The organism is Klebsiella sp. Shm-1 (assembly GCF_040804525.1).
GTDB classification, from domain to species: domain Bacteria; phylum Pseudomonadota; class Gammaproteobacteria; order Enterobacterales; family Enterobacteriaceae; genus Klebsiella; species Klebsiella pneumoniae.
Genome location: NZ_CP161823.1, coordinates 211,949 through 224,618, shown reverse-complemented (window position 1 = coordinate 224,618; position 12,670 = coordinate 211,949). Strand labels below are relative to the sequence as shown.

Annotated in this window: 9 protein-coding genes, 1 tRNA gene and 1 other RNA gene; 3 read left to right on the top strand and 8 right to left on the bottom strand. The window is 57.4% G+C overall.

Annotated elements, in window-relative coordinates; genetic code table 11:
• Window positions 1-73 precede the first annotated feature (73 nt).
• The 7 genes from dppA to AB1E37_RS01060 all read right to left on the bottom strand — a co-directional run bounded on the left by dppA (window position 74) and on the right by AB1E37_RS01060 (window position 8,291).
• Window positions 74-1,681 (bottom strand): dipeptide ABC transporter periplasmic-binding protein DppA, encoded by a 1,608-nt coding sequence (dppA, locus tag AB1E37_RS01090; protein ID WP_002921789.1) that lies wholly within the window; start codon window positions 1,679-1,681, stop codon window positions 74-76.
• A gap of 716 nt (window positions 1,682-2,397) precedes the next feature.
• A non-coding RNA gene (locus tag AB1E37_RS01085) (RtT sRNA) lies at window positions 2,398-2,531 on the bottom strand.
• Between the two features lie 33 nt (window positions 2,532-2,564).
• Window positions 2,565-2,641, bottom strand: a tRNA-Pro gene (locus tag AB1E37_RS01080).
• Between the two features lie 119 nt (window positions 2,642-2,760).
• The gene (locus tag AB1E37_RS01075; protein ID WP_004188216.1) at window positions 2,761-4,155 is read right to left on the bottom strand and encodes an ankyrin repeat domain-containing protein; all 1,395 of its coding nucleotides are present in this window, start codon (window positions 4,153-4,155) and stop codon (window positions 2,761-2,763) included.
• Window positions 4,156-4,346: 191 nt separating this feature from the next.
• The gene (gene eptB, locus AB1E37_RS01070) at window positions 4,347-6,020 is read right to left on the bottom strand and encodes a kdo(2)-lipid A phosphoethanolamine 7''-transferase (RefSeq protein ID WP_004152427.1); all 1,674 of its coding nucleotides are present in this window, start codon (window positions 6,018-6,020) and stop codon (window positions 4,347-4,349) included.
• A 242-nt stretch (window positions 6,021-6,262) separates the two neighbouring features.
• Window positions 6,263-7,468 (bottom strand): MFS transporter, encoded by a 1,206-nt coding sequence (locus AB1E37_RS01065; protein ID WP_002921907.1) that lies wholly within the window; start codon window positions 7,466-7,468, stop codon window positions 6,263-6,265.
• 241 nt (window positions 7,469-7,709) lie between these two features.
• Window positions 7,710-8,291: a lipase gene (locus AB1E37_RS01060; RefSeq protein ID WP_004220756.1), complete on the bottom strand. Its 582-nt coding sequence runs from the start codon at window positions 8,289-8,291 to the stop codon at window positions 7,710-7,712.
• Window positions 8,292-8,496: 205 nt separating this feature from the next.
• Between AB1E37_RS01060 and tag the strand changes: the two genes are divergently transcribed.
• A complete protein-coding gene (gene tag / locus AB1E37_RS01055; RefSeq protein WP_004145213.1) occupies window positions 8,497-9,078 on the top strand; it encodes a DNA-3-methyladenine glycosylase I in 582 nt (193 codons plus the stop codon).
• A complete protein-coding gene (locus AB1E37_RS01050) occupies window positions 9,056-9,496 on the top strand; it encodes an N-acetyltransferase (protein ID WP_004173935.1) in 441 nt (146 codons plus the stop codon). The genes tag and AB1E37_RS01050 overlap by 23 nt, the downstream gene beginning before the upstream one ends.
• Here AB1E37_RS01050 and AB1E37_RS01045 read toward each other — a convergent pair.
• Window positions 9,465-11,795 (bottom strand): molybdopterin guanine dinucleotide-containing S/N-oxide reductase, encoded by a 2,331-nt coding sequence (locus AB1E37_RS01045; protein ID WP_032447934.1) that lies wholly within the window; start codon window positions 11,793-11,795, stop codon window positions 9,465-9,467. The genes AB1E37_RS01050 and AB1E37_RS01045 overlap by 32 nt on opposite strands.
• Window positions 11,796-11,962: 167 nt before the next feature.
• Here AB1E37_RS01045 and AB1E37_RS01040 point away from each other — a divergent pair, with 167 nt between their 5' ends.
• A complete protein-coding gene (locus AB1E37_RS01040; RefSeq protein WP_002921917.1) occupies window positions 11,963-12,625 on the top strand; it encodes an OmpA family lipoprotein in 663 nt (220 codons plus the stop codon).
• Window positions 12,626-12,670: the final 45 nt, after the last annotated feature.

Sequence of the window (12,670 nt, the reverse complement as noted above, 5' to 3'; positions counted from 1 at the left end):
GCATTCCCCGGAATAGCGGGAATACGCCCCCCGCCTCTCCCACGCGGGGAGAGGGGGTCAGGCATCGTGCTTATTATTCGACAGAGACGTTATCGAAGTGGTGTTTGCCCAGCGGGTCCACCACATAGCCTTTGACTTCTTTACGCACCGGCTCATAGACAGTGGAGTGAGCAATGATCAGCGCCGGAGCCTGGTCATGCATCACTACCTGAGCCTGTTTGTACAGTTCAATACGCTTGTTGTGGTCATCGGTAGCGCGGGCCGGCTGAATGAGATCTTCAAACGGCTTATAGCACCAGCGCGAGTAGTTGGAGCCGTCTTTCGCCGCGGCGCAGCTGAACAGGGTCGCGAAGAAGTTATCCGGATCCCCGTTGTCGCCGGTCCAGCCCATCATCACGCTCTGGTGCTCGCCCGCTTTCGCCCGCTTCAGATACTCGCCCCACTCGTAGGTGACGATCTTGGCCTGGACGCCAATCTTGGCCCAGTCAGCCTGAATCATCTCCGCCATGCGGCGGGCGTTCGGGTTGTACGGACGCTGTACCGGCATCGCCCACAGATCGATGGTGAAGCCTTTTTCCAGGCCCGCTTCTTTCAGCAGCTGCTTCGCCTTCTCCGGATCGTAGGTGTAGTCCTTAACGTCGTCGTTATAGCCCCACATGGTCGGCGGGATCAGGTTCTTCGCCGCCTGGCCTGCGCCCTGGTAAACCGCTTTGATGATCGCTTCTTTGTTGACCGCGTAGGTCAGCGCCTGACGTACTTTGACGTCGTCCAGCGGTTTCTTCTCGGTGTTAAAGGAGAGATAACCAACGTTCAGACCCGGCTGTTCCAGCAGGGTAATGTTCTTATCTTCCTTCATGCGCGCGATGTCCGCCGGGTTCGGGTACGGCATCACCTGGCACTCATTTTTCTGCAGCTTGGCATAGCGCACGGAAGCGTCCGGGGTGATGGAGAAGACCAGACGATCGATCTTCGGCTTGGTACCCCAGTAGCCTGGGAAGGCTTTATACAGAATGCGGGAATCTTTCTGGTATTGCAGCAGCTGGAATGGACCGGTACCGATAGGATTGAGATCCACTTTTTCCGGCGTGCCGGCTTTCAGCATGTTGTCAGCATACTCTTTCGAAAGAATGGAGGCGAAGTCCATGGCCAGATCAGCGAGGAACGGCGCTTCCGGACGGGTCAGGACGAACTGGACGGTATTATCGTCCACTTTCTTCACTTCGCTAATCAGGTCCGGTAAGCCCATCCCTTCAAAGTATTCATAGCTGCCGCCAGAAACTTTATGGTACGGGTTATTAGTATTCTTCTGGCGATCGAAGGAGAACACCACGTCATCGGCGTTCAGGTCACGGGTTGGTTTAAAGTCTTTATTATCCTGCCACTTCACACCCTGACGGAGGTGGAAAGTATAGGTTTTGCCATCCGCACTGACTTCCCATTTCTCAGCAAGTCCTGGAATAACTTCCGTCGTACCGGTTTTAAATTCGACCAGGCGGTTATAGATCGGTACGGAGCTGGCATCATAGGTGGTGCCAGAGGTGAAGAGCTGTGGGTTAAATCCTTCCGGCGAGCCTTCAGAACAATAAACCAGGGTTTTCGCTTGCACGCTGGCGGCGACGGTCATGGCGACCAGGCTCAGACCAAGCTTCAGCATCCCTGATTTCTTCAAGGAAATACTCATTATTCTGCTCCAAAATTGTGATGTTGTTTGCATATATCCGCCGGACCTTTATTTATTTTTTACCCGGTCCGGTCGGTGGTGCCCGAAGGCGTAGAGAGAGATGGGGATTCCTTTCGCAAAAACGACTGAGTTGCAGTACGGATTCTCCATGAAATGCCCCTCATGCCCTACAATCTGTCAACAGAATGGGGAAACGTCAATACAGCCAGCCGGGTTTTACATCCAGCGTGAGAAACGGCAGGCAAAGATTAAAAAAACTTCAGGACGCTATTTTCAGCAGAGAAATTTATGCTACTGGCAATTCAGCAGAATAAAGACCTTATTAATTTGCAACACCCAGTGGGAAACAATGCCAGCAAATGAGAAAAATTTCTTGCTGTGTGACCAATATGTGAGCGATTAATAGCGTGAACGTTAAAACGCACAGCGGAAAATGCTGCATTCAGCCATAAGCTTCGCGAAAAAAGATCTGTTCATCGATAAAAAAATGCAATGGAAGATGTCACAAAATAGCGAATAGCCGGCTGAAAACGTGAGTAAAGACGTTTATTGTGATTTTGGTGGTATTTTTGGCCAGTTGTGCACTGATGATGCCCGGCGGCGCTGCGCTTGCGCGGGCCTACGAAACGCGAGTCGAACCTCCTGCCCCCGGAGGTTCTCATCCTCACTGGCCCCAGATGCAAAAAAGCCTGCTCATTGAGCAGGCTTTTCGAATTTGGTCGGTGATAGAGGATGACTCACCACTTCGTGGCTCGCCCTGCGGGCCGTTGCTGACGCAACGTTCTCTCGCTTCGCTCGAGTCGAACCTCCTGCCCCCGGAGGTTCTCATCCTCACTGGCCTCAGATGCAAAAAAGCCTGCTCATTGAGCAGGCTTTTCGAATTTGGTCGGTGATAGAGGATTCGAACCTCCGACCCCTTCGTCCCGAACGAAGTGCGCTACCAGGCTGCGCCAATCACCGAATGCGGGGCGCATCTTACTGCTGGGATGCCTACCCGTCAATGCCTTATTTTCAAAAAATCGCTCAACCGGCGAGAAACTCAGCAGCCTGAGCAGCGAATCGCCGGTTGCTCAACGTTTTTAGCGGCAGTTGACCTCAAACGTTTTGCGATACTCGGATACCTTACATGTCACCGGCTCGCCGAGATAGGTTGCGCCCGCCGGGGTGAATGTAAACTCTCCCAGTAGCATCGTCAGCTCCCCCAGCTCCGGGCAGGATTGCTGATGACGCATAATATCCGGGCGGGTATCGTTATTCACCGCCCGGGCAATGTCGCTGTATGCCAGCTTGTCGGCAAAGGCATTAGCACAAAACTGCAGTTCGCTTTGCGCCATATGCGCGGCCTGCCCCTTCAGCTCGGCATGCTGTGCCAGCAGCAACTGGCGAACCTCGCCGGCCCGGCTGTAGCCAATCGCCGTATAGCCGGCCTTATTGCTGAGGTTGACGCTGGCGCCAGCCGCAAGCAGCGCCTCGACATTGGCTTTATTATTCATTTTGACCGCCAGCATCAGCGGGCTGAGATCGTTGGCGGAAAGCTGGTCCACCTTTGCGCCGCGCTGCACCAGCGCCGCGATCACCGCAGGCGCCCCCTGACCCGCCGCCACCTGCAGCGCCGTGAGTCCTTCACGGTTCGGCTTATCCACTTCCACCCCGGAGGCCGACAGCGCCAGCACCAGATCGGGATCATCCCCCGCCGCCGCCAGCATCAGCGGTGTGGTGCCGGATTTATCCGCCAGGCTGGTGTCCGCCCCGGCGTTGGCCAACGTCGTGATGGTTTCCGCCGATCGCGCGTGATCGACAGCGAGGAAAAATGCCGATTCCCCGGACGCGTTGACGGCCTTCACGTCCGCGCCGTGCTTGAGGAGCAGCGCCACGATCTCGTCGACGTTCTTCTTAAACGCGCCGGGCGCCAGTTGTAACGCCATGTCTTCGGTCATCAGCGCGCGATTGCCCGTCGCCAGCGATTTCGCCGCCGTTGCGCCAACTATCTTGTCCAGCGTACTCTCCTCTTCGACAGGCGCATCGGGCTTTTTCATCGCCAGAATATGCTGATAGTCGTTTCTGACGTCCCCGCCGTCGGAGATGGCGGACATCAATGCCGTACTCTTGTCGATGGAGGTCTGATTCACCGACGCTCCCGCCTGGAGAAGATCGCCGATAATCGCGGTATCGCTGCCACGCGCCGCCGCCAGCATTAGCGCCGTGACGCCCTGGCGCGTCTGGAGGTTCGGCTTCGCCCGACGCTTAAGCAGCAATTCCACCACATCGCGTCGATTTTCCGCAGCAGCGACCATCAGGCCGCTTAAGCCGGTTTTATCCTGACCATCCACATCAATGCCGTTATCCAGCATGGCTGCGATCGTCGCTGGCGCATCGTATTTACAGGCCAGCAGGAACTGGCTGGTCTCTTCCTCAGACTGGCAGCCCGCGAGCATCATCAGGCACAATAGGACCAACCCCTTTATCACCTTCATCCTTTCTCTCCATGAAAAGTTCATGCACAGGGGAAGCGAGGAAACAGGGGTAATCAAAGAAGAAGAGGTCACCTGCCAGACACGTCCACTGTGCGAAAAAAATCCCTCGCGCGGCGTCAGCCGGCGAGGGATTAGCTTATCCTGGGCTCAGGAAAGGAAAACAGACCCGAGAATCTGAAAACTATCGGGCCTTACTTTTTCCACCGGCACCAGTTGTTGTTCTCATTGATCCCGCCATCCGGCGAGGTATAGCCGAGGCAGCCCATAATGGTGTCGTACAGCTCGACGTGACGGCGCGGCACCTTCATCGCAGCCTGCTGCTGCAGATGGGCAAACGCGGCGGCGTGATCGGGATTTTCCAGGTACTTATCCGACATCCACACCATCATCGGCACGCGGAACTGCTCCGGCGGCGCCATCTTGCGCGGCGTACCGTGCAGGTGTTCACGCTCGTTAATCGACTCCCCGTGATCGGCGGCATAGAACACAATCGCTTTCTTATCCCGCAGCTGGTCGAGGACGCTGACGATAAAGTGATCGACATAGGTCACGCTATTGTCGTAGGAATTGATCAGTTCCGCTTTCGAGCACTTGTTGTCGACGCCGACGCACTCCGGTTTCCACTGGGCGAAGCTGCGCGGGTAGCGTTGGGTGTAGTTAAAGTGGGAGCCTTTGGTGTGGAGAATGATCAGATGCTTACCGGAGGCGTTGCCCTGCGCCATACCGCGCTTCATCTCATCCACCAGCAGCATATCGTCAACGCTCTTACCGCGGTTGCGCGGCTCGGCGCCAATCTGCTCGCGGTAGGCGATATTGTTGGCCATCGTGTTGCTGTAGAACCACATCTCGCTCTGCATGGCGTACAGATTGCCGCTGAAGCCCAGCTGATGCAGCACGGCAAAGACATTCTGCTCTTTGAGCGTCCGCTGGGGGTTATCTTCCGCCCCGCCCTCGCGCACAAACATGCAGCGTAACGACAGTTTGGTAGCGGTATCGCACGAGTAACCGCGGAAGGCGACGAGATTCTTCTCTTTCTCCAGCTCTGGCGTGGTATTGCGGCTATAGCCGAGGATGCCCATATGGTCCCAGCGGGTCGTTTCGCCAATGATAAACACCACGTAGGTATCATCCAGACCTTCCGGCGCGACGTAGGTGAACTTCTTCGCCGGGTTAATCAGCGATTTGTTGTCTGAGGATTCATCCACCTGCGCCCAGGCGTACAGTCCCAGCGCCGACAACCAGTTCGACGGCAGGTAAGAGTTGGCGATCACCCCGCCATAACTCGGCATATCCACTTCCGAATGGCGCTCCACATCATGCTGGCGCAGCTCTAGCAGGCGGATGGGTCCCCAGACAATTAGTCCGGCCAGCACCACGATCAGCACGTTTTTAACCCGCTGGCCCGGGGTGCGCAGCTGGCGCAGCAGCGTATGGCGGCAGCGGTTGCTCCAGATGAACAGCAACGGCGGCGCGCTCACCGCCACCAGCCAGAGGATCAGGTGCCAGCCGATGACCTCTTTCGACAGGTCGATATCGGTGGTCATCACCGAAGCGATAATCCCGTAGCCAATCACCACATTGAGGAACGTCATGTAGTAACTCGCCGCGGCGGAAAACAGGACAATCAGCGTCGCCAGAATGCGCCAGATACGGCGGCCGAACAGCGACAGAAGACGTAACAGGAAGAAGGTGACAAATACCGTGGCAACCAGTTCAACAACACCGGAAAGCCCTTTCCAGAAAGTGAACTCTTGAGCATAACCATCGAAACGCCGGAAAAAAACGGCGACGTTCATAAACCAGCCGATGTACAGCGCCAGCCAAAAACTAAGCTTCTGCTGCGTCATCGTTCTAATATATTTCATGCAAGCAAACCTGGAAAAAGAAGAATAAAACACCGCCTGACGCTGTGGCACGAGTCAGTAGGCTAATAGGGTGCGTTAGGGTTGGTTATCAGAAACCTCTACAAACCGCGATAAGTAGACCACAGGGAACGAGAAAAGTATCAGGAGGGAATGTGATCCAGCCAAACATTTACAAAACATTTGGCTGGATTGGCACTATTTGCTTAGGGAAATAACCAGGGGCACGTTTCACGCCGCAGGTTTCAGGCGTGCGCCTCGTTATATACCGTGCTTTTCGGCTGACGAATGGTGGTGGATAACGCCAGCGAGAGGATCAGCAGGGCGAAGATCACGCAGAAGGTCACGTAGAAACCGCCGAACAGCGAAGCGATGAGAGAGCCGCAGATGCTGCCGATACCGAAGCCCAGATAAATCACGCCATAGTTTTTCGCCAGATTGTTCAGACCAAAGAACTCACTCACCAGCGACGGGAAGACGGTAATGGTGCCGCCGAAGTTAAAGGCGACGCAGGCGATGGCGGCGAAGAAGGTCAAGGCATTCAGCGGGGCGAACAGCAGCGCGGCCATCCCCACCAGCGACACGACCTGACCGATGGTAATCACGCGAATGCGGGAGATTTTATCAGACAGGATACCTAACACCAGGCGACCGCTGAGGTTCGCAATCGAGATAACCGTTACCGCGTTGGCCGCCGTGGCGACATCCAGGTGGACCATTCCCTGGGCAATATCTTTCGCTACGCCAATTACGTACAGACCGCTCATGCAGGCCGTCAGGAACATCACCGCCAGCATCCAGTACTGCGGTTTACGCATCGATTCGGCGAGGGTGAAGTCGTTTTCCACGACGCCGTTGGCCGCGGTGGCTGCCGGGTGATTTGGCGCATCTTTCATCAGGGTCGCGCCAAAGACGATCATCACCAGCACGATAGCGCCCCAGATAACGAAGGTTTTTTCCAGGCCAACGGTGGCCAGCAGGTGGGAATCAATGAATTTGAACCCCAGGCTGCCGAGACCATAGGAGCCAATGGAGAAGGCGGAGATCAACCCTTTACGCTCCGGGAACCATTTCACGCAGTTCGACAGGGTCAGCAGGTAACCGGCGCCGTCCGCCAGCCCCACCAGCACGCCCGCGCTCAGCCACAGCATCATCAGGCTGCTGGAGTGCGCGGTCAGGAAGAAGCCCAGGCCGAGCAGGATCCCGGAGGCCATGGTGACGCGCTTCACGCCAAAGCGCTCCTGCAGCTTGCCGGCGACCGACGAAGAGAGCGCCAGCCCGAGGCTCAGCAGACCAAAGGAAAAAGCCACCTGACTGACCGGCTCGCCCAGTTTGTCAGACAGCGAACTGTTAAACAGGCTCCAGGTATAAACCGAACCGAGAGCGAATTGGGTGATGATGGTGCCGATCAGTGTCAGCCAGCGGGTCGATTGACGGTTTGCAGCGTTCATAGCAGTTGTCCTGATAAATTAACTGCCGCCAGAATAGCGAAGGCCCCTCATCCAGTGGGGGAAAAAGGCATGAACTGCCATCAGCGGGGAATGAAATGCATTAATGTTGGAATGAATGGCATTGCATAACATTCATTCCGTAAATTACAGGCAAAAAGTTAGTGTGCGCTATCTCACAGAAATGCGCCATTGCTGAGATTTAACAATAACCACATCGTTTCAAATGCGTAACAATTCCCGATTAAAAATTGGCGCTGACCCCCATCAAATAGAGCGTATTTTCCCCTGACGGCAGGTTATCCGCCTGCGACAGCGTTGCCCATGCCGCCACGTGGGATCCCAACCGCATATCAGCGCCCAGGGTGACATCGCTCCAGCCTCCCTCCCTGGCACGGGACATCGGCGCCCAGACATCGCTGGCGAGCGACTGGTTATAGCTCACCTGCGCCCAGGGATGCACGCCCCACAGCGCCTGATAATCCATGCGCCAGCCGAGCGTGTTAACATAGCCCGCCTCGCCTGCGCTTCTCACCGTCGGCGCGGTGACGTCGCTGCGCAGGCTGGCCACCGGCCCGGAGGTTACGCCGTTTGCCAGCGGATAATTCCAGCCAATGCTCAGGCCGCGGCCGCTGTCCGGCGGCGCCAGCCCCTGGTTTAACGCCAGCCCCCCGGGCGTCTCAGAGGACTTCATCCGCTCGGCGAGAATATCTTCATAACGTGGTTGGTGATCGCTATCCCATGTATAGCGTTCCGACGTATTACTTTTTGTATCGATAGCGATATATTCCTGTTGCCAGGCATTCGCTCCAGAGACACATGACACCCAGACGGATACGCTCGCCGGGATCAAGAACCCCCGGAGGCCATTGCATTTCTTTATTATCATTAATGCGACTCCAGAAAAGAGCCGAATCGGCAATATTGCTGTGTTTTTAGTGGGGATACGATTTCCCTGTATTAACTATTATCTTTATCTTTCAGCCGTCAAGGCGGGCGTCCACTTTTTTAGCGCAGAGGGAGAAACAGCTATGCAGCGTTGCGGATGGGTGAGTCAGGATCCGTTATACATCGAGTATCACGATACCGAATGGGGTGTGGCGCAAAAAGAGGGTCGCCAGCTGTTTGAAATGATCTGCCTTGAGGGCCAGCAGGCCGGTTTATCGTGGATCACGGTGTTAAAAAAACGGCAGAACTACCGCCAGGCTTTTCACCAGTTCGATCCGGTGCGCGTGGCGGCGATGGGTGATGACGATATCGAGCGACTCCTGCAGGATACCGGCATCATTCGCCATCGGGGAAAAATCCAGGCCATTATCGGCAACGCCCGCGCCTATCTGGCGATGGAAGAAAATGGCGAGTCGTTCACTGATTTTGTCTGGTCCTTCGTCGACAATGCGCCACAGGTGACCCGCGCTGCGACGCTGGCGGAAATTCCCGCCACGACGCCGGCTTCCGATGCGCTGTCGAAGGCATTGAAAAAACGCGGCTTTAAGTTTGTCGGCTCGACAATCTGTTATTCCTTTATGCAGGCCTGTGGGCTGGTCAACGACCATGTCACCGGCTGCTTCTGTCACCCTGGAGGTCAGGATGATCCGCAAGTGGGACACTGAAGATACCGCGCCGCTGCTGGCGCTGTGGCTGGACAGCACGATTCATGCCCATCCTTTTATCAGCGAAAGCTACTGGCGCGACAGCGTCGCGGTAGTACGGGATGTCTATCTTCCCGCCGCCAGCACCTGGGTCTGGGAGCAGGATGGCGAGTTAAAAGGCTTTGTCAGCGTACTGGACTCCCGTTTCGTCGGCGCGCTGTTTGTTGCGCCGGGCGCCACCCGCCAGGGCATTGGCCGGGCGCTGCTGGATGAAGTCAAACAGCACTACGCCTGGCTGAGCCTTGAGGTTTATCAGAAGAACGAATCGGCGGTGAGTTTCTACCATGCGCAGGGCTTCCGGATTGAAGACTGCGCATGGCAGGACGATACTCAGCACCCGACGTGGATTATGCGTTGGCCGGCGGATCAAATGCCGTAAGCGGCAGCGCCGGGCCGGTATATTTCTCCAGCCACGCCAGGGCGGTGTTCCCGGCACAGCCGTTGCCCAGCCGGGATGTCGGAATATCTTTGGTTAAGACGTTCACCGCCCCGTTTTTGCAGATGCCGACCTGCGGATCCAGGTCGGGCCACGCTCCTTCATGCAGGCAAATCACCCCCGGGCGGATCCCCTCCGTCACCACGGCGCCGGCCAGCACCTGACCGCGGGCGTTCCACACCCGCACCAGATCGCCATCGACAATCCCGCGCGCCTGCGCATCCTGCGGATGAATAGTCACCGGTTCGCGCCCGGCGACGGCATAGCGCTCGCGCAGCGCGGTGTGGTTCAGTTGACTGTGCAGACGGTGGGCCGGATGGGCCGACAGCAGCTGCAGCTGCCCCGCCTCTGCGTTGCCATGCCACTCGTCGGGCTCCAGCCACATCGGATGCGGCGGACAGTCGGCGTAACCAAAAGCGGCGATGGTCGGCGAGTGGATCTCTATTTTACCGCTCGCCGTTTTCAGCGGGTTGGCCTGGGGATCGGCGCGGAAGGCGGCGAAACGCGCAAAACGGGCATTCTCCGGCTCCTCCGGCATCTCAATCAGCTTGTTAGCCTGCCAGAATTCGGCAAATGGCGGCAGCGTCACCTGCTGCTGGGCGCCGCGCCGGGCGGCCATCTGATAGAAAGTCTCCAGCCACTGCAAATCACTCTTCCCTTCGGTGAAGCGTTCGCGGCCACCCGCCTCCCAGCGTTCGCTGAGGTCGGCAAAGACCGCGAAATCGTCGCGCGCTTCATCTCGCGGGGCAACCACCTGCTTCATCGGCACCAGATGCTGGTTACTGTAGTCCCCGGTCATGGTCAGATCGTTGCGCTCAAACGAGGTGGTCGCCGGCAGGACGATATCGGCATGGCGCGCGGCGGCGGTCCAGAAGCATTCGGAAATGACGATAAGCTCCGGTTTCTGCCACGCCTGAATCAGTCGGTTGGTGTCCTGATGATGAGTAAAGTTGGCGCCGCCGGCCCACCAGATAAAGCGAATATCGGGAAAGCGCCGCGCCATGCCGTTGTGCTGATACTCCGCCCCCGGATTCTCCAGCGCCTCGACAATTCGTGCGACCGGGATCTTCTCCACCGCGTCCACGCCTCCGGCCACGCTCCCCTGCATCGAGCCCAGCACCGCCGCGCGGCGGGTCGGGTTGCCGCCGTTGGCAAAATGATAGGAAAGACCAAACCCGCCACCGGGGGTGCCGATCTGTCCCAGCATGGCGGCCAGAGTGACCAGCATCCAGTGTTTCTGCTCGCCATACTGCTGACGCTGCATGCCCCAGCCGGCCATCAGCATAGTGGTATTTTCGTGGAAAAGTTTCGCCAGTTCGCGGATTTTATCTGCTTTAACGCCGCAGATAGCTGCTGCCCAGTCAGCGGTTTTCGCTACGCCGTCGCTTTCGCCGGTCAGATAGCGGGCAAAAATATCGTAGCCGCTGGTGCAGCGGGTAAGAAACGCATCATCCTGCCAGTCATTTTCCACCAGCGTATGGGCGATCCCCAGCATCAGCGCGACGTCGGTGCCCATATGCGGCGCGATCCACTCCATCGAATCGCCAAAGAAATCGACGGTTTCCGATCGCATCGGATCGATGCAGATCAGCCGCTTACCGCTCTGGCGCAGCCGATCAAACCACGGGATCCCTTGCTCGTCGGAGGCATTCCAGGCAATTTTCAGCGTGTTCAGCGGGTTGGCGCTCCACAGCACCACCACTTCGCTGTGCTCGAGCACCAGCGGCCAACTGGTCTGCTGCTGATACACCTCATTGCCGCCAACGACGTAAGGCATGATCGCCTGCGCCGCGCCGGTGGAGTAATCGCCAAGATGGCCGGTATAGCCGCCCGCCAGGCTCATATAGCGCTGCAGCAGCGTCGCCGCCTTATGCAATACGCCGTTAGAGCGCCAGCCGTAGGAGCCGGCAAAAATGGAGGCCGGACCGTAGCTGTCGCGGATCCGCCGATGCTGGGCATCGATCAGTTCCAGCGCCTGCTCCCAGCTCACCCGCACGAATTCATCCTGACCGCGGACCCCCTGGGGCTTGTCCGGTGAAGCAAGGAAGCCTTTACGCACCATTGGATAGCGCACGCGGGTTTTGCTGTGCACCTGATCGCGCACTGCCGTTTGCAGCGAGTTGGCAAACGGTGTCGCCAGCGCGCCGCGGGAAGAGAGGACGTTTTCCCCGTCCGTTTCCACCAGCATCGGTCCCCAGTGGGCGGCGGTTAAGATGGTTTTGGTTGCAGATGAGGTTGGCAAGGGCGGCTCCTGGTCAGCGAATGCAGGTGTCATGACGGCGTGATGGGCAACCGTTCAATGTTATTTACAAAAAGAGATGGTATCCGGGGAATTTTCTCCGTAATCGCGCGTCATAATCAACCGTCACGTTCGCTGTGACAAAGAATAAAAAGGATTAAGGACATTAAATGAAAAAACGCGTACTTATGATTGCGGCGCTGGTCAGCGGCACTCTGGCCATTTCTGGCTGCACCACCAACCCCTATACCGGTGAACGTGAAGCAGGCAAATCCGGTATTGGCGCAGGTATTGGCTCCTTAGTGGGCGCTGGCGTCGGCGCGCTCTCCTCTTCCAAACATGACCGCGGCAAAGGCGCGCTGATTGGCGCAGCGGCAGGCGCGGCGCTCGGCGGCGGCATTGGTTACTACATGGACGTGCAGGAAGCGAAGCTGCGCGACAAAATGCAGGGAACCGGGGTCAGCGTGACGCGAAATGGCGACAATATCGTGCTGAACATGCCGAATAACGTCACCTTCGACAGCAATAGCGCCAACCTGAAGCCGGCCGGCGCCAACACCCTGACCGGCGTGGCCATGGTGCTGAAAGAGTATGAGAAAACCGCCGTTAACGTGGTCGGCTACACCGACAGCACCGGCAGCAAGGATCTGAATATGCGTCTGTCGCAACAGCGTGCGGACAGCGTCGCCAGCGCGCTCATCACCCAGGGCGTGGCGGCCAATCGCATTCGCACCACCGGCATGGGCCCGGCGAACCCGATCGCCAGCAACAGCACAGCGGAAGGCAAAGCGCAGAACCGTCGCGTGGAAATTACCCTCAGCCCGCTGCAGTAAGCGCAACCTCATGTCGCCCGGCAGCCGCTCTGCCGGGCAAAATGC